Source organism: Sphingopyxis sp. H115, from assembly GCF_001468465.1.
Lineage (GTDB): Bacteria > Pseudomonadota > Alphaproteobacteria > Sphingomonadales > Sphingomonadaceae > Sphingopyxis.
The window spans coordinates 60,685-80,765 of sequence record NZ_LNSA01000010.1; the positions used below are offsets into that span (position 1 = coordinate 60,685).

General features: G+C 64.0%; 19 protein-coding genes, 1 tRNA gene and 1 pseudogene. 10 read left to right on the forward strand and 11 right to left on the reverse strand.

All coding sequences use genetic code 11. The annotated features are described in order from the left end of the window. Position 1: 1 nt before the first annotated feature. Complete coding sequence (locus ATE71_RS09160; RefSeq protein ID WP_058803200.1) at positions 2-751, reverse strand: queuosine precursor transporter; 750 nt, start codon at positions 749-751, stop codon at positions 2-4. A 71-nt stretch (positions 752-822) separates the two neighbouring features. On the opposite strand from ATE71_RS09160, the gene ATE71_RS09165 reads away from it, so the two are divergent. After that, positions 823-899 (forward strand) — tRNA-Arg (locus ATE71_RS09165). Positions 900-996: 97 nt separating this feature from the next. Beyond that, positions 997-1,119: pseudogene (locus tag ATE71_RS23160) on the forward strand (hypothetical protein); the annotation flags it as partial. A 68-nt stretch (positions 1,120-1,187) separates the two neighbouring features. Here the strand turns inward: ATE71_RS23160 and ATE71_RS09170 are convergent. Together ATE71_RS09170 and ATE71_RS09175 are read right to left on the reverse strand one after the other, a co-directional pair. After that, positions 1,188-1,712: a group I truncated hemoglobin gene (locus ATE71_RS09170; protein WP_082665156.1), complete on the reverse strand. Its 525-nt coding sequence runs from the start codon at positions 1,710-1,712 to the stop codon at positions 1,188-1,190. A gap of 10 nt (positions 1,713-1,722) precedes the next feature. Beyond that, positions 1,723-2,556: a DUF3034 family protein gene (locus ATE71_RS09175; RefSeq protein WP_235587975.1), complete on the reverse strand. Its 834-nt coding sequence runs from the start codon at positions 2,554-2,556 to the stop codon at positions 1,723-1,725. 146 nt (positions 2,557-2,702) lie between these two features. Here ATE71_RS09175 and ATE71_RS09180 point away from each other — a divergent pair, with 146 nt between their 5' ends. Together ATE71_RS09180 and ATE71_RS09185 are read left to right on the forward strand one after the other, a co-directional pair. Further along, complete coding sequence (locus ATE71_RS09180) at positions 2,703-3,320, forward strand: hypothetical protein (protein WP_058803202.1); 618 nt, start codon at positions 2,703-2,705, stop codon at positions 3,318-3,320. Next, positions 3,317-5,629, forward strand: coding sequence for a putative bifunctional diguanylate cyclase/phosphodiesterase (locus ATE71_RS09185; protein WP_058803203.1), 2,313 nt, complete (start codon positions 3,317-3,319; stop codon positions 5,627-5,629). The genes ATE71_RS09180 and ATE71_RS09185 overlap by 4 nt, the downstream gene beginning before the upstream one ends. 174 nt (positions 5,630-5,803) lie before the next feature. Here ATE71_RS09185 and ATE71_RS23040 read toward each other — a convergent pair whose 3' ends face one another. From ATE71_RS23040 to ATE71_RS09205, 5 genes are all read right to left on the reverse strand, one after another. Further along, on the reverse strand, positions 5,804-5,929 hold the full coding sequence (locus ATE71_RS23040) for a hypothetical protein (RefSeq protein ID WP_268801418.1): 126 nt from the start codon (positions 5,927-5,929) through the stop codon (positions 5,804-5,806). A 29-nt stretch (positions 5,930-5,958) separates the two neighbouring features. Beyond that, positions 5,959-6,714: a CPBP family intramembrane glutamic endopeptidase gene (locus ATE71_RS09190; RefSeq protein ID WP_058803204.1), complete on the reverse strand. Its 756-nt coding sequence runs from the start codon at positions 6,712-6,714 to the stop codon at positions 5,959-5,961. Between the two features lie 4 nt (positions 6,715-6,718). Beyond that, positions 6,719-7,177, reverse strand: coding sequence for a hypothetical protein (locus tag ATE71_RS09195; protein WP_058803205.1), 459 nt, complete (start codon positions 7,175-7,177; stop codon positions 6,719-6,721). A gap of 2 nt (positions 7,178-7,179) precedes the next feature. Continuing rightward, the gene (locus tag ATE71_RS09200) at positions 7,180-7,563 is read right to left on the reverse strand and encodes a hypothetical protein (protein WP_152998716.1); all 384 of its coding nucleotides are present in this window, start codon (positions 7,561-7,563) and stop codon (positions 7,180-7,182) included. Between the two features lie 172 nt (positions 7,564-7,735). Next, entirely contained in the window at positions 7,736-8,614 is an 879-nt protein-coding gene (locus ATE71_RS09205; protein WP_058803207.1) for a LysR substrate-binding domain-containing protein, read from the reverse strand. Positions 8,615-8,751: 137 nt separating this feature from the next. On the opposite strand from ATE71_RS09205, the gene ATE71_RS09210 reads away from it, so the two are divergent. The 4 genes from ATE71_RS09210 (at position 8,752) to ATE71_RS09225 (ending at position 14,770) form a co-directional block, all read left to right on the forward strand. Continuing rightward, positions 8,752-9,894, forward strand: a complete 1,143-nt coding sequence (locus tag ATE71_RS09210; protein WP_058803208.1) for a TIGR03364 family FAD-dependent oxidoreductase — start codon at positions 8,752-8,754, stop codon at positions 9,892-9,894. Then, positions 9,891-10,721 (forward strand): phosphonoacetaldehyde hydrolase, encoded by an 831-nt coding sequence (phnX, locus tag ATE71_RS09215; protein ID WP_058803209.1) that lies wholly within the window; start codon positions 9,891-9,893, stop codon positions 10,719-10,721. The genes ATE71_RS09210 and phnX overlap by 4 nt, the downstream gene beginning before the upstream one ends. A gap of 2 nt (positions 10,722-10,723) precedes the next feature. After that, positions 10,724-12,016, forward strand: coding sequence for a DUF5690 family protein (locus ATE71_RS09220; protein WP_235587976.1), 1,293 nt, complete (start codon positions 10,724-10,726; stop codon positions 12,014-12,016). A gap of 174 nt (positions 12,017-12,190) precedes the next feature. Beyond that, a complete protein-coding gene (locus tag ATE71_RS09225; protein WP_058803210.1) occupies positions 12,191-14,770 on the forward strand; it encodes a TonB-dependent receptor in 2,580 nt (859 codons plus the stop codon). Positions 14,771-14,939: 169 nt separating this feature from the next. On the opposite strand, the gene ATE71_RS09230 is transcribed toward ATE71_RS09225, so the two are convergent. The 3 genes from ATE71_RS09230 to ATE71_RS09240 form a co-directional block, all read right to left on the reverse strand. Continuing rightward, positions 14,940-15,494 carry a fasciclin domain-containing protein gene (locus tag ATE71_RS09230; protein WP_201022938.1) on the reverse strand — a complete coding sequence of 185 codons (555 nt, stop codon included), beginning with the start codon at positions 15,492-15,494 and terminating at the stop codon, positions 14,940-14,942. A 404-nt stretch (positions 15,495-15,898) separates the two neighbouring features. Then, a complete protein-coding gene (locus tag ATE71_RS09235; protein WP_058803211.1) occupies positions 15,899-17,392 on the reverse strand; it encodes a phytoene desaturase in 1,494 nt (497 codons plus the stop codon). Then, positions 17,389-18,498, reverse strand: a complete 1,110-nt coding sequence (locus tag ATE71_RS09240; RefSeq protein WP_321164271.1) for an NAD(P)/FAD-dependent oxidoreductase — start codon at positions 18,496-18,498, stop codon at positions 17,389-17,391. The genes ATE71_RS09235 and ATE71_RS09240 overlap by 4 nt, the downstream gene beginning before the upstream one ends. Positions 18,499-18,534: 36 nt before the next feature. Here ATE71_RS09240 and ATE71_RS09245 point away from each other — a divergent pair, with 36 nt between their 5' ends. Together ATE71_RS09245 and ATE71_RS09250 are read left to right on the forward strand one after the other, a co-directional pair. After that, complete coding sequence (locus tag ATE71_RS09245; RefSeq protein WP_058803213.1) at positions 18,535-19,122, forward strand: LuxR C-terminal-related transcriptional regulator; 588 nt, start codon at positions 18,535-18,537, stop codon at positions 19,120-19,122. Continuing rightward, entirely contained in the window at positions 19,088-19,945 is an 858-nt protein-coding gene (locus ATE71_RS09250) for an SDR family NAD(P)-dependent oxidoreductase (protein WP_082665158.1), read from the forward strand. Before ATE71_RS09245 ends, ATE71_RS09250 begins: the two co-directional genes overlap by 35 nt. Positions 19,946-20,081 lie beyond the last annotated feature (136 nt).

Consider the following 20,081-nt stretch of genomic DNA (forward strand, 5'->3'; position numbering starts at 1 on the left):
ATCAAACCTTGGCGGCGAACGGGTTAAAATCGGTGCCTTCGTCGAACACGTCGACACCTTCGCGCCGCTTCAACGCGCCAACCACGACATAGGTTACCGGCGTCAGCGCGGCTTCCCACGCGGTCTTGATCAACCATTGCGAGAGCACGACCTCGTAAAGCTGTTCGGGCGGCCAGCCGGCAAGGCCGTAAAAGGCGAGCGGGTAGAAAATCAGGCTGTCGAGACCCTGGCCGACGACTGTCGATCCGATTGTGCGCGCCCATAGTTTCTTGCCGCCGGTCCAAAGCTTCATGCGCGCCAGGACATAGCTGTTGGCGAATTCGCCCACGCAAAAGGCGGTCATCGACGCAATGACGATGCGCCAGCTGTTGCCGAAGACGAATTCGTAGCTTGTCTGCCCCGGCCATCCGTCGGCTGGCGGCAGCGCGACGACGATCCACGCCATGAACGCCATGAAGGCGAGCGCGGCAAAGCCCGTCCAGATGACGCGCCGGGCGCGGGCATAGCCATAGACCTCGGTCAGCACGTCGCCGATGATATAGCTGAGCGGGAAAAAGAGGACGCCGGCGCCGAACGCCCATTGGGTGCCGTCCGGCAGCACGACATAGCTCGGTTTGGAGGCGCCGATGATGTTCGACAGCAGCAGGATCGCGACGAAGGCCGCCATCAGCAGGTCGTAATAACGAAAATGCTGCACGCTGGCGGCGGCGACCTGAACCGGCCGGTTCGTCGGGGAAGGGGCGTCTGTCATCGAGGCGCTGCTTAACGCGCTTTGCAGCCCGCGCAAACCGCGCTATTCGCGGCGCCCGCAGCGTTGCGCACGCGCCCGTAGCTCAGCTGGATAGAGCACCCGCCTTCTAAGCGGGTGGCCGCAGGTTCGAATCCTGCCGGGCGCGCCAACATCTTCTCCCGGCGCAGAAATGCGTCAAGCTCGCAGAAGCATTGGGGTTTTGTTGAGATTTTGGTCCTAAATCTGGTCCTAATGGGGTACCGGAAATGAACCAAAATCCAGCCCGTTTAGAGGGTCATGATTATCTGTATCAACGTGGGCGGCGCTATGTCGTGCGCGTCCAAGTGCCCCACGGGTTACGACCTGTGATCGGTCAGAGTGAGTTTAAGAGATCGCTCGGCGGTGGCCCTCTGTTTTGCCGCGAGAATGGACTTGGGGCTGTCGTCCTTGGGGAGGTTTACCGCTCGATGACATCGTGCGACATCGGCGCCAGCTTGCTCAGAAAGCGGTTCTGCGTGGCAAAGCCGATGTTTTCCTCGCGCATCGCTGCTTGCAAATTTTCGACGAGCGCGTTCATGTCGCGCATCCGGACGCCCATATCCTTGTGCGCAGTAGCCATGTCGCGGCCGCTGTAGTCACACCCGGCGTTCAGGATATAACAGAATTGCTCGAACAAGGTGCGCTTCAGCCGGACCATGTCGTGCGACACAAAGATCGCCGCAATGCGCGGATCGGCCTCCGACAGTTCGACGGTGCGGTTGGCGATGCGGCGGATTCCGTCCTGTCCGCCAAAGGCTTCGGCCATCGCGGTGCCCGAAAAGGGCGAGGCACCCGCGTTGCGATTGTCCTGAACATAGGGATCGACGGGAAGCTCGCCCGTCACGGGATCGCGAGCCTTTTCCTCGACTCCGAATTCCTTGTCCCAATCGATCGGCGGTTCGGCGGCGGGTTGCAGGAGCAGGGCGGCGGCGATCAGGAACATGGCGGACCCCTTAAAAGGCGAGCTGCGCGGACACGAATCCGCCGCGCTGCTTGTCGAAGGTGGCGATCGAGCCGAGATCGACATAGGCGGCCGTCAGCGTCAGATTATCGGTCAGCGCATAGGCGGCAAACAGATCCAGCCAATCATCCTCGCGCGCGATCGCCAGATTGTCGGGCTTGGTGCGATATTCGGCGCCGATTACCGCGCGGCGCGACAGTTGATACGCGACCGACCCTTCGAACTGCAGCGAATGATCGTCGTTGCCCGCGGTTCCAAAGCCGAGCAGCCCGGCCTGGTTCGCCTTCGTCAGGCGTGCGGTCGCGTTGACCAGCACGCTGTGCGAAAGGAAAAGCTTGGTCGCGCTGAGCGTGACGTCGGTGCCCTTGCCATGCGCCGCGCCGACGGCGCGCGCCACCGGCGTGTCGCGATTGCGCTTATGCTCGACCCCGATGCTGATCTGCGGGAGCAGCGGGTCGCCATAGACCGTATCGCCGAGCAGGCGGACCTTGGCGCCGAAAACATCCTGGTTGAGCGTATAGCCCTGTCCAAGCCCGAGCGCTGTGCCGACGTCGCGGGTGTCGAAATTCTGCCGCGCGTAGCTCAACTCGATACGGTTCGCGATGCCCACGGCAACGCCGTGGCTCTGCCAGCCATAGTCGGGAAGCTCGATCAGCGTGACATGCCCCGAAAGGCCGATGCCGCGATCGGTTTCGCGCCCGGCGATCGTCGCCCAGGTCGCAACACCGCCGCCGCTGGTACCCTCGATGGTCGACACGCCATTTGTGAGCAGCAGCTTGCCGCCGTCGATCACCGGCGCGTCTTCGGCCCATGCGGGCGATGCCACGCAAGCAAGCGCAAGCGAAAGCGCGGCCAAAAGGCGAGGGAAGTGCTGGTCCATAACGGCTCAATCGCAGCAAAAAATGAGGATTGCGTTAACCATGCAATTGAAAATTTGAGAGAATATTAAGTTCTGTCCCGTAGCCGGACAGGATGAGGGGACCAATTCTCGTTATGACGGCGTTCGCGCTGGCCGTGCTGCTGCCCGCCTCCTGGGCGGCTGCACCCGCGGCCATGCAAGTGCAAATTGTCGACGATCGGGGCATGCCGGTGCGCGACGCAGTCGTCGAACTGACCCCCAATGCGGGCTGGCGCGGCGGTCCCATCCGCTTTGGCTGGAAACCCGCAATGGCGCAGAAAAATGTTGCGTTCGTTCCCGGGACGCTGGTGGTCGCTAGGGGCGCCGCGGTTGCCTTTCCCAATCTCGATAGCGTCCGGCACAGCGTCTACAGCTTTTCGAAAGCGGCGCGTTTCGAGATCGATCTCTATGGCCGGGACCAGACGCGATCGCAGAGCTTCCCCGTCGCGGGCACGGTGGCGCTTGGCTGCAACATTCACGACCAGATGCGCGGATATGTTCGCGTCGTCGACACGCCGTTCGCGGGCAAGACCGACCAGAATGGCATCGTTCGCCTGACGGGCATGGCGGCGGGCGGTTACCGGCTGACCGTCTGGCATCCGCGTGCACGGATGCCCGGTGGCGAGTTCAAGCGGCCCCTCGCCGTCGGCGCGGGTCAGGGCAGCCATAAGATCGCGTTGAAACTGCGATGACCCCGATCGCCGCGTTGCCCGCGAAAATCCGCTTCCGGTCGCTGAAGCTGCGGATCGCGGCGGTCTATGCGGCGCTGTTTGCCGCGATCCTTGCAGCGGTGCTTTTGCTGGCCGGGAACGGCATTGCGCGCTTCGGCGAGGACAGCGCCTCGCGCGACCTGGCTGCCAATGCGCGCGTGTTTGACGAGATCATCGAATTGCGCGCGCGTCAGATGCGCGGCTCGGCCGATGTGCTGTCGCGCGACTTCGGATTTCGCGAGGCCGTGGCGACCGACGACGAGCCGACGATCGAAAGCGCGCTGGTCAGCTTGCGCGAACGCTCGCGCAGCGAAGCGGCGTTTGTCGTTGGCTTCGATGGCGATGTGGTCGGCTCATCGGCGGCAGCGCTGCCGCCGGCCGTGGAATTGTGGGACGCGCTCGATGGCGGGCAGGATCATGGCATCATCCAGATCGGTGACAAGCTGGCGCTCGCGGCGGCGTCGCCGATCGAGGTGCCCGATACGATCGGCTGGCTCGTCCTCGCGCAGCCGCTGGATGCGGCCGAGATGCAGCGGCTAAGCAAGCTCGCGGCGGTCGATATCGATGCGCGCGTGCTGCGTGCATCGGGGCTTCCCGCCAAACTGACGCGTGCACCGTTGGGACAGGTTCTGGAAAGCGACGATGGCGAGCGCATCCTCCACCATGTCACCGCGCTGCCCGCGCTTCAGCAAGGCGTTCGTCCGCGGCTCGTCCTCGATCACTCGCTCAGCAAGGCGCTCGACGAATATTCGGGGCTGCAATTGCTGCTCGCGGCGCTTGCAGCGGCGGGCCTGTCGCTGGTTGTCATCCTCAGCTGGCGCGTCGCGCGGACGATCACCCGGCCGTTGAGCGCCCTCGACAACGCGACGCGCTTGCTAGGTGCAGGCAAGGACGCGAAGGTCGACGTGACGTCTGACGACGAGATCGGCCGCCTCGGCGCCAGCTTCAACGCGATGGTCGCCGCGATCGAAGAGCGCGAACGCCAGATTACGCATGTGGCGCTTCACGACGGCCTCACCAATCTGCCTAATCGCAAGCTGTTCGTCGAACAGCTCGACCAGGCGCTGGCGCGGCGGCGCGACGAAGCGCAGTTGATGATCGTCTACGTCGACCTCGACGATTTCAAGGTCGTCAACGACACGCTCGGCCATCCGGCGGGCGACGCGCTGCTCCGCAATGTCGCAGCCCATCTGCAAGACGTGCTGGGCGGGGCGATCGTCGCGCGGCTCGGCGGTGACGAATTTGCGATCCTGCTCGGCGATTTGCCCGCCAACGAAAATCTCGCCGCGCTCGCCGACAAGCTTCAAAGCTGTTTCGGCCGCACGATCATGATCGACGGGCAACAGGCGGACGCATCGGCCAGTATGGGCATCGCGGTTGCGCCGGGCGACGGCATCGATGGCACGACCTTGATGAAGAATGCAGACCTGGCGCTCTATCGCGCGAAACGCGACGGCAAGGCGACCTATCATTTCTTCGAACCATCGCTCGACGAGCAGGCGCGGCACCGGCGCCAGATGGAACTCGATTTGAGGCTCGCCATTCGCGATGGCGGGTTCGAGCTTTATTTCCAGCCGCTCTACAGCATGCACGAGGAGCGGCTGAAAGCTTTTGAGGCGCTCATCCGATGGCCGCATGCCGAGGGCATGATCAGTCCGGTCGACTTCATCCCGCTCGCCGAAGAGACCGGGCTGATCGTCCAGATCGGCGAATGGGTGATCCGCGAGGCGTGCCGCCAGGCCGCGTCGTGGCCCGACGACCTGTCGGTCGCGGTCAATATCTCGCCCAAACAATTCCAGAGCCCAAACCTCGCGACCATCGTGCTATCGGCGCTCGCTTCGTCGGGACTGCCCGCCAACCGGCTCGAGCTCGAAATTACGGAGAGCATCTTCATCGCGAACGTCGAAAAGACGCTCGAGGCGTTGCACAGCCTGCGCGCGCTCGGCGTCCGCATCGCCCTCGACGATTTCGGGACCGGCTATTCGTCGCTCAGCTATCTGCGTTCTTTCCCTTTCGACAAGCTCAAGATCGACCAGAGCTTCGTCCGCGACCTGACGCAGGGCGGCAATGCTAACGCGATGATCCGCGCCATTACGACGCTGGCCGATGCGCTAGGCATGGAAACACTGGCCGAAGGCGTCGAGGACGAAGCCCAAGCTGAAATCCTCCGACAGGAAGGATGCCACCAGATCCAGGGCTATCTGCTGAGCAAACCGATCGACGCCCATGCGGTGCATGCCTTTATCGCAACGATGGCGGCCGAGGGGGATGACCAGCGGCTAAGGGCATGAAGCAGCTCTGCGACGCCAAAGCGTCCCATCGTTTTGGAGCGTCAGTTATCGTGAATGGCGAGTTGAAAGCCGATCTTTCAACGGTCAAATCTAGTGGTTTATTGCCCGAACGAGTGGCGAAACGCCTTGATTGCGCGGTGCTATGTCGGTGACTTGACCGACGGACGGCGCGGATCAGCATGACAGGCGGATTGACCGTTGCTCGGAATTGCCTGTCGTCGGGCAGGTGAAGCGCTCGGTCACAGGATAGAACACGATCCAGCTCATCAATTCGTAGAGCAGTTCGTCGAGCGAGTTCAAAAGTTTAGAAAATGCAATTTCGATGTCTCTCAGACAGCTGGGGAGGCCCGGCGTTCATGGCGCAGGACAGCAACGATCGCGATGATGGCAAGGCCGTAGGTTCCGAACTGAAAGACCGGCGACAGGGGAGGATGCTGTCCGGATGCCTGGGCGCTGAACGATGTGAAGTCCCAAGCGCCGTGCAGAAGCATCGGCAGCCAGATGCCGCCGCTGATCCGACGGAGAACGTAAAAGGCACCGCCCATCAGCGAAGCGAACAGGCATTGAAGCAGGCTCGCGAATAGCGGTATTCCGAACAGGGCGTTGGGAATATGCATCGCGCCGAACAACAGCGAAGACCATAAGCAGACCCAAAGCTCGTTCGAGGTCGAGCCCCGAACGCCGGTGACAAGGATGCCGCGTGCTAGCATTTCCTCGTTGAACCCGACGAGGACGCCGGCGGCGACGAGCATAATGAGATGGCTCGCCGAAAAGGCCGACCAATTGGCCGCAGCGCCGTTGACGACGATCATGCCGACCATCCCGATCAGCACCAACCCCAGCGCCCATTGGGGCCCACCGCGTTTGTTTTCTACCAGCGCCGGGCGCCACCAGCCCAGCCACGTTACCGCGGCGGCGGCGAACAAGGCTCCGAGACCCAAGGGGATGATAAGGCTTTTGAAGGCAACGCCTTCGGACACCATGTCGGTGTAACGGGCGCCGCCGAGCCCCCACGTCGTGAAGATGATGGCGTTGTAGACGAGATAGATGCAAAGAGCTGCGCGCCAGTTCGGTCGCACCCTCATGGGACTATTTCGCCCAGATCAGATTCGCCGCCTTTCCGCTGGCGCGCTCCTGCGTTGCGGCCTCGCAAAAGGCCGAATGATCGTTCGCCGAAATGGCGACCTGTGCTCCGAACGCCATGCCGAGAGCGAGCGTGGCCTTGCGCTCGACCTCGGCCCGCTGGCCTGCGTCAAGCGCGCGCGGTTTGCCGCTCTGATCGTCATAGATCAGATCGAATTCCTTCGCGAACGCCTTGGGGTCGATCTCGAAACCCGAGCAGGTCGCGGCGACCGCTTGTTGATGGCCGAGTGCCTGGAGCATCGCGACATGGCCTTCGTCGAACGCGCCGTCGAGCATCGAGCGGATCGCATCGGTGGCCGCCAAGTCCATTTTGACGATGTTGGGCGCCGACGGGGCCTTGGGTTGAGCGACGGCTGAAGGCGCGACTATGAGCGCGGCGAGAAGCAATAAAGGACGAATGGTCATGGTCAATATCCCCGCCGATGAGGGTCATAGGCGAATTGGCTATCGGTCCAGCCGTGCGAGAATTGCCCGCGCACAAAGCAGCGCCGCTCGCCGCGATAACAACTCACGTCCGGCGCGGGCGAGAAATAGTCGCCGCCATAGCTATCGCCATATCCGTACCGATAGGCATCGCGTCGCTCTTCTTCTTTCCGCTTCTTCTTGGCGGAGATCGCAGCCGCAATCCCCACCAGACCTATGGCGAGTGCTGCGCCGGCGGCCGCGTCGCCGTCATGATCGCGGTGGTGGTGGTGATCGTCGTGCCAATCATCGTGCCGCCTCGCAAAAGCGGGTGCGGGAAGGAGGAGGGCGGCAACGACCGCCATACCAATAAGCCGGGTACGAAGCATGATCTCAACCCCTGCTGTTGAGGGTCGAATAGACCATAAATCGCGATTCTCTCAAAGGAGAGATTGATCCTTGGCGAAACAAGCGACGCCCGGGATGCCTGACTAACAATCGCTATGGTCGCCCTTCTTGTCTTTCGTCACGAACCCAAGCTGTTACCATTAATCGTTCGGGCTATCCGGCAAATCTCGCTGCGATCTCCAGCGCGGCGCGAATGGCCGGGTGCCGCCGCCGCTCGGTGCGGCAGGCGATATAGCCGGCGATGCGCGTCGCCGGATCGTCGGAATCGATCGGCAGGACCTTGAGCCGCGCATCGGGCGGGCATTCGCGTTCGAACATGAAGCTCATGCCAAGATCGCGCGCGACCGCCTCGCGGATCATCTCGCGCGTATGGAATTCCATGATGCGGGCGGGGGCGATGCCGCAGGCGTCGAACAATCGCTCGGTCGCGGCGCGCGTCCGCGACGTGGGTTCGCGAAGCAGGAAACGCTGGTCGGCGAGCGCGGCGAGATCGAAGATTTCGGCGCTTGCGAGCGTCGACGTCTCCGGCAGGACCGCGACGAGTCGGTCCTCGTAGAATGGTCGGTAGGTATAGTCGTTATGCCCGATCGGCTCGCAGACGATCGCCAGGTCGACGCTGGCGTTCATCAGCATCTGGTTGGTCTCGCGCGCATTGGCGGTCGTGACCTTGAAGTCGAGTTTGGGCGCGGCCTTGGCAAAGGCGGCGATCAGGTCGGCGGCATAGGGCGGCGAATCGGTACCGATGCGCAGCAGGCCGCCTTCCTCGGGCGGCGTTTGCCCCAGCAGTCCCTCGATCTCCTCCGAGATGTCGAACAGCGCGCGCGTCTTCACGAACAGCGCCTCGCCCTCCGGCGTCAGCGTCAGCGGCGGCCGGTTTCCAGTGAAGAGCTGCACCTGATAGCGGTCCTGCAACTCCTTCAATTGCTTCGACAGCGTCGGCTGCGAAATCGCGAGCCGGTTTGCGGCGCGCGTGATGGAGCGGTCGCTTGCGACCGCATGGAAGGTACGGAGTTGCTGATAATTGACGGCCATGGGACACCTGCGCGTCGGCTATACCTCAATTGCGACACTTCGCTGACACGTCATGTGTCTATGGTGGGCATTCCTGAAATGAAGTCGTGTTGTCACACGCGTCGGGCCAATGGGCATCCTCTACCAAGAGGATCGTCATGCCTGAAACCTATGATGTAGCTATCGTCGGACGCGGAATCGTCGGTCTGGCGCATGCGCTCGCCGCGGCGCGGACCGGCGCGCGCGTCGTTGTTATCGACCGCGAACCCGCCGCACGCGGTGCCTCCATCCGCAACTTCGGTTTTGTCACCGTGTCGGGGCAGGCGCGCGGCGAGATGTGGAATTTCGCGCGCCGCTCGCGCGACATCTGGGCCGAAATCGCCCCGGCCGCCGGAATTGCGGTCGACCAGCGCGGGCTGCTCCAGCTCGCGCAGCGGGGGGAAGGCACCGCGATCCTCGAAGCCTTCCTCGCGACCGAAATGGGCGAGGGGTGTGAATTGCTCGATCCGGCGTCGGCGCGGACGCGCTTCGGGCTGAGCGGCTTTGCGGATTTTTCGGCGGCAATGTTCAGCCCGCACGAGTTGCGCGTCGAACCGCGGCTTGCCTTGCCCGCGCTCGCCGAATGGCTGGCGACACGATACGGCGTCGAGTTTCAGCGCGCGGCGGCGATCGAATGCGCGCCGGGCGTCGTCTGCACCGCGGTCGGCGATGTGCGCGCGCGGCGCATCTTCATCTGCCCGGGCGACGATGTCACCGGCCTGTTCCCCGAGGTGATGGCGCGCCGCCGCGTCACCCGCTGCAAGCTTCAGATGCTGCGCATCGCGCCGTCGGGGCGCACGCTGCCGACGCCGATCATGTCCGATCTCAGCCTGATCCGCTACGAAGGCTTCGCCGCGCTCGACGCCGCTGCGCCGCTGCGCGAGCGGCTGCTGGCCGAGCATGGCGCACTCATTGATGCCGGTGTCCATTTAATCGCGGTGCAGTCCGCTGACGGCTCGCTCGTCGTCGGCGACAGCCACGAATATGACGCGGCGCCCGATCCGTATCAGCGAAAAGCGATCGACGACCTGATCCTGACCGCTTTCCGCGAAACGCTGCCCGGTTTCGATGGTCCGGTCGTCGAGCATTGGACCGGCACCTACGCCTGGTCGCCCGATCACAACTGGTTTTCCGAAGAGGTCGCGCCCGGCGTGCACCTGACGCTCGTGACCTCGGGCGCGGGCATGTCGACCGGGTTCGCGATCGGCGAGCAGGTGGTCGCCGCGGCAATGGCGAGCAAAACGAAGGAGATGGCGCAATGACGATCGCGGCGGTGCTGTTCGACTGGGCGGGAACGATGGTCGATTTCGGATCGCGCGCGCCGGTCGCGGCGATGCAGCGCGTGTTCACGGCGGCGGGCGTGCCGGTGAGCGACGCAGTGGTGCGGCGCTATATGGGGCAGGCGAAGCGCGAGCATGTCGAGGCAATGCTCGCCGAAGAGGATGTCGCGGCGCGCTGGCAACAGGCGCATGGCTCCGAATGGACCAGTGCTGACGTCGACCGGCTGATGGACGAACTCGAACCCGCGATGGCGGCCGAGGCGGTCGCGACCGCGGCGCTGATCCCCGGCGCCCTCGACACCCTTGCGGCGTTGCGTGCGCGCGGCATCCGCGTCGGGTCGACGACCGGCTACACGCGCACGATGATGGCGGGCATCGTCCCGCGCGCGGCCGAGCAGGGCTATGCGCCCGAGGTCATCGTCTGCGCGGGAGAGACCGCGGCGGGGCGCCCCGCGCCGCTGATGCTGTGGAAGGCGCTGGTCGAGATGGGTGTGTGGCCGGCTTGCCGCGCGGTGGCCATCGATGACGCCAATGTCGGTATCGAAGCGGGACGTCACGCCGGCTGCTGGACCGTCGGCGTTGCGGCCTCGGGCAATGGCATGGGACTGTCGCTCGCCGATTACGCCGCGCTCAGCGATGACGAGCGGATGGCGCGCCTGCGCGGCGTGGCGGAGGGCTTCGCCGCCGCGGGCGCCGATGTTGTCGTACCGAGTGTCGCCGACTTGTCACAGGCGCTTGACATAATCGAGGCGCGCATCGCCACCGGGCTGCGCCCCGGTGACGAAGAATGCGCTTTCCTGCTCGACTGACGATGGCCGCCGGCTCCCCGATCGCCGACAGCATGGCGCCTCCGCCTGCGCGCCCGCGCATCGATCCGGCGCTGCTGCTCGGCGCCGCCGCCGCTTTTGCGGTGTATCTGTCGATGTACGCCTTTCGCCGGCCCTTCGCCGCGGCATCCTATGACGATGTCACCGGCTGGAGCGCACTGCTCGATTTCAAGGTCGTGCTCGTGATCGCGCAGGTCGCGGGCTATGCGCTGTCCAAATTCGCCGGGATCAAGCTGATCGCCGAACTCGACGGACGGCGGCGAACCGCGGCGATCCTCGGGCTCATCGCCGTGTCGTGGGCCGCGCTCTTCCTGTTCGCGGTCGCGCCTTTGTGGCTCAAGATCGTCGCGCTCTTTTTGAATGGCCTGCCGCTCGGGCTGATCTGGGGGCTGGTGTTCAGTTACATCGAGGGGCGCCGCGCCTCCGAACTGCTCGGCGCGATCCTCTGCGCAAGCTTCATCGTCTCGTCGGGGCTGGTGAAGTCGGTCGCGGCGTGGCTGATGACCGGCTGGGGCGTCAGCGAATGGTGGATGCCCGCCGCAACCGGCGCGCTGTTTGCGCCGCTGCTGCTCGCCGCAACGCTTGGACTCGCGCGCATGCCGCCGCCCGACGCGCGCGACATCGCCGAACGGACCGAGCGCGCGCCGATGTTCCGCGACGAGCGGCGCGCCTTCCTGTCGCATTACGGGCTCGGAATCCTGCTTCTCGTCGGGTCTTATGTGTTGCTGACCGCGCTCCGCGACTTCCGCGACAATTTCGCCGCCGAACTCTGGGTCGAACTCGGCTATGCTGGGGTGTCGTCGGTCTTCACCCAAAGCGAGCTGCCGATCGCGGTGATCACGCTCGCCGCGCTCGCCAGCCTGATGCGCATCCGCGACAACCGCCGGGCCCTGGCCGCGATGCACGCGATCACCGCGCTCGGTTTCGTGCTGATCGGGGTTGCGACCTTGCTGTTCCTCGCCGGGCTGATGACGCCGCTCGGCTGGATGATCGCCTCGGGGGCGGGGCTCTATCTAGCCTATACGCCTTTTAACGCGATGCTGTTCGACCGGCTCATCGCCGCCGCGCGCCAGCCGGGCCGCGCGGGCTTCCTCATCTATGTTGCCGACGCCGCGGGCTATGCCGGAAGCGTCATCCTGTTGCTGTTCCGCAACCTGTTCAGCGGCGATTTGCCTTGGCTCGACTTTTTCACGCGCGGCGCGCTTGTGACCTCGCTGGCCGGAACGGCGATGGTCACGGTCAGCGCACTATATTTCGCAAGAAAAATAAGGATCTGATCGCCCGGAATATTATGTCATTTTTATTACTATATTGCAGATAAGCCGTTCTTCAATTCATTATATTGCGTTGTGTCTATCGATGACATGCAGTCAATGAAGTAGAGGTTGAGCGCGGTCCATGGTCAAGGATGCGCGCTGCCAATGGGGCGGCGACCGATTCACGAGGCTCTCATGCACCGCTCCTTCCTCGCCGCACTCGCTTGCGGTACCATGCTCACCACTCCCGCCTTCGCCGAAGAGGCCGCGCTCGACGCGGCAGCGCCCGCCGATGAGATCGTCGTTACCGGCACGATCGTGGGCGCCGAGGCGCGCAGCCTCGATGCGCAGCGCCGCGCCGACAGCATCGTCAATGTCGTGTCGTCGGACGGCATCGGCCGCTTGCCCGATCGTAACGCCGCCGAAGCGGTGCAGCGTGTTCCCGGCGTCGCGATCGAGCGCGACCAGGGCGAGGGGCGCTTCGTCGCGGTGCGTGGGCTGCCGTCGCAGTGGAATTCGACGCTGATCAACGGCAACCGTCTGCCGACCGCCGAGGAGGAAACGACGAGCCGTGCGACCGCATTCGACTTCTTCCCGTCCGAACTGATCGAGCAGGTCGTCGTCGCCAAGGCGATCACCCCCGACATGGAGGGCGACGCGATCGGCGGCGCGGTCAATTTCATCACCCGCACCGCGCCCGAGGACCGGACGATCCAGCTCAACGCCGCGGGCGTCTACAGCGAAAAGGCTGGCAAGTTCGGCGGGATGTTCAGCGCGATGGTTGGCGACCGTTTCGGCGCCGACGACAAGTTCGGTTTCATGCTCGCGGGCACTTATTATGCGCGCCACTGGGCGACCGACAATTTCGAACCGCGCCGCGGCGGCGACGCGATCGGCATCACCCGCCTCGAACTGCGCGACTATACGGGCCTGCGCGAAACGATCGGGCTCAACGGCGCGGCCGAATATCGTTTCGACGACGGCGGCAAAATCTATGCGCGCGGCATCTACGGCAGCCTGACCGACGACGAGACGCACTACAAGCATCGCATGAACTTCGCCTCGAACCGCGTCGAGGTGCAGCATATCTTCAACACGCTGATCACCCAGCTGAAGGGGGGCGAGATCGGCGGCGTGCATATGCTCGGCGGCGGCGAGGGTGGCGGCCAGTTCGACTGGAAGGTCGCGCACTACGACAATCTCTTCCGCTATGGCGATACGCCCGACGGCCGCGACAACAGCTATTTCGTCGTGCGGTTCGACCAGCGCAACGTCGGTTACACCGGGCTCGAGAACCGCGGTTCGGGCAATTATGCCTATAATGAGGTCGACGGCGGCAGCGATCCGGCAAATGCCATCAGCGACCATCTGCCGGACGGCTTCCGCATGGACCCGGCGCTGACGCGGCTATCGAACGTTGAACTCTACAAGATCCGTGTGAAAGAGAATGACCGCATCGTCGCCGAGGCGAACCTTAAGCTCCCCGCGAGCGACACGCTCGAACTCAAATTCGGCGCCAAATATCGCGACAAGGTCCGCGACGCCTTTTTCGAGGATCTTTTCTACACGTGGAACCCGGCCGCCGGCCCCGTCCCGACGCTCGCCGACTTCGCGCTGATGAATCAGCCCGGACGGAACCAGTTCCTCGACGAACTCAAGATCGGGTCGACCTACACGCCGCACTTTTCGCAGGTCGTGTCCGAACGCGACATCGTCGATTGGTATCTCGCCAACCGTGACAATTTGATCCTCGATACCGCGGGCTCGGCGACCGCCGAGAACGGCGGCGCACTCGGCCGCACCTTCCAGCTCAAGGAACGCACCGCCGCGGGCTATGCGATGGCGACGTGGAAGCCGACCGACCAGTGGACGCTGCTCGGCGGCCTGCGGCTCGAAAATACCGATACCAAGGTTCGGGGGCGCGTCCTCGTCGACGGCGTTCTCGAACCCGAAGTGCAGTCGAACACTTATCTCGCGTGGCTGCCGTCGCTGCACCTCACCTTCCGCCCCGACCGCGACACTGCGGTGCGCTTCGCCGCGACGCGCAGCTTCGCGCGCCCCGACTTCGGCGATCTCGCGCCGGGCGGCGCTTTCGTCGAAGCCGATCTTGAATTCAGCGGCGGCAATCCGCAGCTCAAGCCCACCTACTCGGCCAATTTCGACCTGTCGTTCGAACATTATTTCGGCAAGGCCGGGCTGATTTCGGCGGGCGCCTTCTATAAGCGGATCACCGATCCCATCTTCGATTCGCGCCGGATCGGCACGTTCCGCGGTATCGACGGCGTCGCCTTCCTGACCCCCGCGAACGGTCCTTCCGGGTCGCTCTACGGGTTCGAGATCACCGCGCAGGGCCAGTTCGACTTCCTGCCGGGCGCGCTCGCCAACTTCGGGGTCAATGCCAACTACACGCTGATGCGGTCGGACTTCACGCTGCCCGACGGACGCGATGTGCGACTGCCGCGCCAGGCGAACAATCTCGCTAATGTCGCGCTCTATTATGACGACGGTCGCTTCTCGTCGCGCATCGCGTGGAACTACAAGGGCGCGTTTATTGAGGAGTTCGGCGCGACCGCCGATCTCGACAGCTATTACGGCGACTATGCGAGCCTCGACCTGACGGTGAATTACGATGTGACGCCGAATTTCACCCTGTTCGGCGAGGCGAGCAATCTCACCAATTCGAAGCTGCACTATTATCTTGGCAAGAAGGATCGCCCGCTGCAGGTCGAATATTATGGCCCGCGCTTCATGCTCGGTGTGAAGGCGAAGCTCTGATCCCCGATTGGCGCTGCGCCAGCAGCGTGGCACGCAGGCCCGCCGATCATTTGGCGGGCCTGCGAAGACCTGTAACATCCATGCTAGGGCTGCCGAGCGGTGGCTTTGAGCGTCTTTGTCCGACGGGGCCGCGGTGCGCCGACGGGCGCTGCGAGGCCCCGCCAGATGATCATGCGGGAAGCAGAACGCCATCGATGACGTGTATCACCCCGTTCGACTGGAGAACATCGGCGGGACCGATCTTGGCCATGCCGCCCTTGGCGTCGCCGACATACCAGCTGCCGTCCTTCTCCCAGACAGTGAGCTTGGCGCCTTGCACCGTCGTGAGCATCGCCTTGCCGCCATTGGCCTTGGCCTGTGCGGCGATATCGGTCGCGGTCAGGCGGCCCGGCACGACATGATAGGTCAGGATACCCGTCAGCATCGCCTTGTTCTCGGGCTTGAGCAGAGTGTCGACGGTGCCGTCCGGAAGCTTGTTAAAGGCGGCGTTGGTCGGCGCAAAGACCGTGAACGGGCCAGCTCCCGAAAGCGTTTCGGCAAGGCCGGCGGCCTTGACCGCCGCGACGAGCGTCGTGTGATCCTTCGAATTGGCGGCATTTTCGACGATGGTCTTGGTCTCGTACATCGCGGCACCGCCGACCATCGGGTTCTTTGCAGTCGCAACCCCGCCGGCAAGCGCGAGCGCTGCGGCGGCGAGCGAAAGGGAGATACGGGAAACAGCCATTGCTCATTCCTTTTCGAATATTCGTCCCGGGGGGATGGGACAGGGTGAAATTAGGCGTTCGGGCCCGGCGGGGCGACCTGTCCTTTGGGGCGGGTGATACGCACCGGATCGGGCGGCCCTGCATAGCCAGGCGGGACCCGCCGCCTCGCTCTTGTTGACCGTCTTTCGGGAAGCCGGAGGGCGGCGGACCGGCCACTGACACTTCCCAACGAAAAGATTGGGCGGTGCGATTTGTCGTCACATCGCCCGGCGACGAGATATCACCGCCCCCGCCACGGCCAGACGTGGGTCGCAAGGCGCTGGCCGCCTGCAGAACCAGAGTGTGCGGATGCTTCGATCATCAGGTCATGGATCCCCCGCATCGTCCTGCGGCCCTGAAAATGTTTCGCGGGCGCATCGGCGTCTCAGGGTGTGCCGGTGCGGACGCCCAAATCGTCCAATATGAGGCTTGCCGTCGCTTTTGCGCTCGCCACGACGCCCGGAATACCCGCGCCAGGATGCGTGCCCGCTCCGGTGAAGTAGAGATTTGCGATGCGTGCGTCGCGGTTGTGGCCGCGAAAATAGGCGCTCTGCAGCAGCGACGGCGTCAAGCTGAAGGCACTTCCAAGATGCGCGGCGAGGTCCTGTTCGAAATCGGGGGGCGCATAATGGAATTGCGTCACAATCCTTTCGCCCAAATCGGGAATCAGGCGTCGCTCGATCTCAGCGACAATGCGCTTTGCCAGTTTCGGCCCTTCGACCTCCCAGTCGAGCGGCGCGTGACCGAGATGGGGAACGGGCGCAAGCGCATAGAAGCTGCTGTGGCCTGCGGGCGCGACGCCCGGATCGGTTGCACTTGGATGATGGAGGTAGAGCGAGAAATCGTCTGCGAGGGTGCCGTGAGTGTAGATATCGTCGAGGAGCCCGCGATAGCGCGGGCCGAACAGGATCATATGGTGGGGTATGTCGGGAAAGCGGCCGCGCACACCGAAATGGAGGACGAAGAGACTTGGCGACCAACTCTTGCGTGCGAGGCGCTTTGCTTCGCTTTCCCCGCGCGGGTGCGCGAGAAGATCGCGGTAGCTGTGCATGAGATCGGCGTTCGAGGCGAGAAGATCGGCGCGCGCCGTAAAGCCGCTCTGCGTCGATATCCCCGCCACCCGGTCGCCTTCGGTTTCGATGCGGGCGACCGGATCGCCAAGCCTCAGCGTGCCGCCGAGACGCTCGAACAACGCGGCCATGCCGGCGACGAGCTGGTTGGTGCCGCCGCGTGCGTACCACACGCCGCCATCCTGCTCGAGCTTGTGGATGAGCGCATAGATGCTGCTCGTTGCCATCGGATTGCCGCCGACGAACAGGGTGTGGAAGGAGAGCGCCTCGCGCAGCTTCTCGCTCCGCACATGGCTGGCGACGGTTTTATAGACCGAGCGCCAGGCACGATGGCGCAGGAGCGCGGGCGTCGCCTTCAGCATCGAGCGAAAGTCGAGAAAGGGCACCGCCCCGAGCTTCACATAGCCTTCCTCGTAGACCGAGGCGGAATAGCCGAGAAAGCGCTCATATCCCGCCACATCGGCGGGATCGAGCGCGGCGATCTGACGGGCGAGCGCCGCCTTGTCGTTGCTATAATCGAAGGTCGATCCATCGGGCCAGCTCAACCGGTAAAAGGGGGAGATCGGAACGAGGTCGACATCGCGGTCGAGCCGCTGGCCGCTCAATTCCCAGAGCTGGGAAAGACAGGCCGGGTCGGTAATCACCGTGGGCCCGGCATCGAAGGTGAAGCCGTCCTTCTCGAAGACATAGGCGCGGCCGCCTGGTCTGTCGCGTGCTTCGACGAGGAGCGTGTCAAGGCCCGCCGACCGGAGACGGATGGCGAGGGCAAGGCCGCCGATACCGGCCCCGATAACGATCGCGCGCGTCATTGCGCTGCCCCGGCAGCTATCGCCGCGCCGAGGACGTGGCCGGACAGCCACGCATATTCGGCAAAGCCATGGTGGAGCCAGTCACCGCATGCTCCGAGACTGAGGGCAGGGTTCCAGAGCAGCTTCTGATCCTGTCCCGAGGGCTGCGCGAAGAGCCAGCGATGCGCTGAAATATGGCTTGGAGCGGGCATTTCGCGGCCAGCTGCCTTGCCGAGCTCGGCGAGGAGCGATGGCGCCACGCTCGCGCTGTCGCAGGAAAGATGCGCTTCGGACCAGGCCCAGTCGGCTTGCACGACCCACCGCTCGCCCGGCGCCCGCCCGGGCTTCGCGCTGTCTCGCGCGGCGGTCGCGAGGAAACCGGCGCCGCGGAGGAAATCGGGGAGCTCGTCGATTTGCTGGTCGAAAGCGAGCATCCCGGTCCAGCAGGGATTATAGCGAACCGACATGGCCGCGCGCGCCATTTCGAAATCATGGAGTGAAAGAAGCGGCGCTGCCTGCTCGGCGGGAATAGCGATCACCGCCGCATCATATGTCCCGAGACGTTTGGCCTCGCTCTGGAGCGTCCAGCCAGCGCGAGATTTGGTCAGGGCGGTGACAGGGCGCGACAGACGGACGTCGAGATCGTCGGCGAGTGCCTTCAGCGGTGCGGTCATAGTCGGTGTGCCGACCCAGCTGTCTGCGCCCGCCGCCGGCCAACGCGCGGCAAGCCCCGCCGTTTCCCAGGCGGCAACGAGCCTCGTAAAGCCTTCGGAGCGCGCGGTGAAATGCGTTGCGCCATGATCGAAGGTGACCTCGGGGCGGGCCGGATCCGCGCGGCGGGTCGCGAGGCGGCCGCCGACGCCGCGGGATTTGTCAAAGAGGGTCGCTTCCAGTCCGGCATCGCGCAGTCGTCTGGCGCAGGCGAGCCCGGCGATGCCGGCTCCGATGATCGCAACTCGCATCAGGCTGCCGGCCCGCGGCCACGAGCGTCGCGCCGGCGATGGCCGGACTCGGCCCCAACGACGACAAGCCCGTTCCATGCGCGAGGCGCCAGGGGTATTATTTTCCGGTTCGTCGCAATTGTCATCGACGCAGGCTTGCATGAGCGAGGGGAAGTGTCGCAACATGTCCCTTGGGGCACCCGGGAGAGCAGGCGGTACATTATGTCATTGAAGACAATGATCGCGGCTAGCCCGATCGCCGCGGTGATCAGCGATCCCCGCCTGCCTGATAATCCGATCGTCGAATGCAATTCTGCCTTCTCGGCGCTCACCGGCTATGCCGCTGACGAAATCCTTGGACGAAACTGCCGCTTTCTTGCCGGTCCTGGCACCGAACCGGAACTGACCGAGACCTTGCGTGCCTCCATCCGCGAGGAAAGGCCGGCGCTGGTCGAAATCCTCAACTACCGCAAGGACGGAACGCCCTTTCGCAATGCCGTGTTGGTGGCGCCAATCTTTGGCCCCGGCGGGACCCTTGAATATTTTCTCGGCTCGCAAATCGAGGTCGACGAAGCCGGCGAAGCGGTCGGGGGGCGGAGCGCGCGGGCGCGCGCCCAGATCGAGGCGCTCTCGCCGCGGCAGCGCGAGGTGCTGAAGCTGATGGCGAACGGACAGCTCAACAAACAGATCGCGTTCACGCTTTCCCTGTCGGAACGGACCATCAAGATGCACCGCGCTGCGCTGCTGCGCGCGCTTGGCGTCGAAACGACAGCCGATGCGATCCGGCTTGCGGTCGAGGCGGGCTTCTAGGCACGCTCCACTTCCCTTTGAGGCATATGGGATATCGAGCCGCCGCAGATTAGGCGTTGGGAGGCCGAAGCGACTTCTTGGCCGGGAGAGGCAGCATTTGAGCGGCAGGCGTGCATTGGTGATCGGAAGCGGCGGCGGTATCGGCGCCGCGCTTGTCGAGCGACTTGTCGCATCGGGTCGATTTGACCGTATCTATGCCGGGAACAGGCGCCCCCATTCGTCGCGCCACCCCAGTGTGACAAGGCTGACGATAGATATATTGGACGACGACACGCTTGCCGAGGCAGGTCGTCAAATTGCCCCGGACGGCGCTCTCGACCTGTTGATCGTGGCAACGGGGCTCCTGCATCGCGGACCGGACATTCGTCCCGAAAAAAGCCTTAAGCAGCTCGACGCATCGACGATGTCCGAGGTCTTTGCGGTCAACAGCATCGGGCCAGCGCTCGCCGCAAAACATTTTCTTCCTCTGCTTGCCCGGAGGCAGCGGGCGGTCGCCATATTTCTATCCGCGCGCGTTGGTTCGATAGCAGACAACCGGCTTGGCGGTTGGCATAGCTATCGTGCCTCGAAGGCGGCGCTCAATGCCCTGGTGCGATGCTTCGCGATAGAGTTTGGCCGCAGCAATCCGGACGCGATCGTTGCGGCATTGCACCCCGGAACTGTAGATACGCCGCTCTCTGAGCCCTTTCAGGCGCGACTAGCTGGATCATCGCTTTCTAGCGCGGATCTCAGTGCGTCACGCATCCTCACTGTCGCTGACCAACTATCGCCGACGGATAGCGGCGGGTTCTTTGGCTGGGATGGAAGGCCTATCCCGTATTGATGGCTACGGACTGTCCATAGTTTGCCGACGGAATTGCGGCCTGTCGCCGCGATGGCTGCTTTCTCTGCTGATTGTTTCACGACCGACATTGCCGTTGTGGCCGGGGCGCGCCTAAGCGGCCTATGGGAAATTGCCG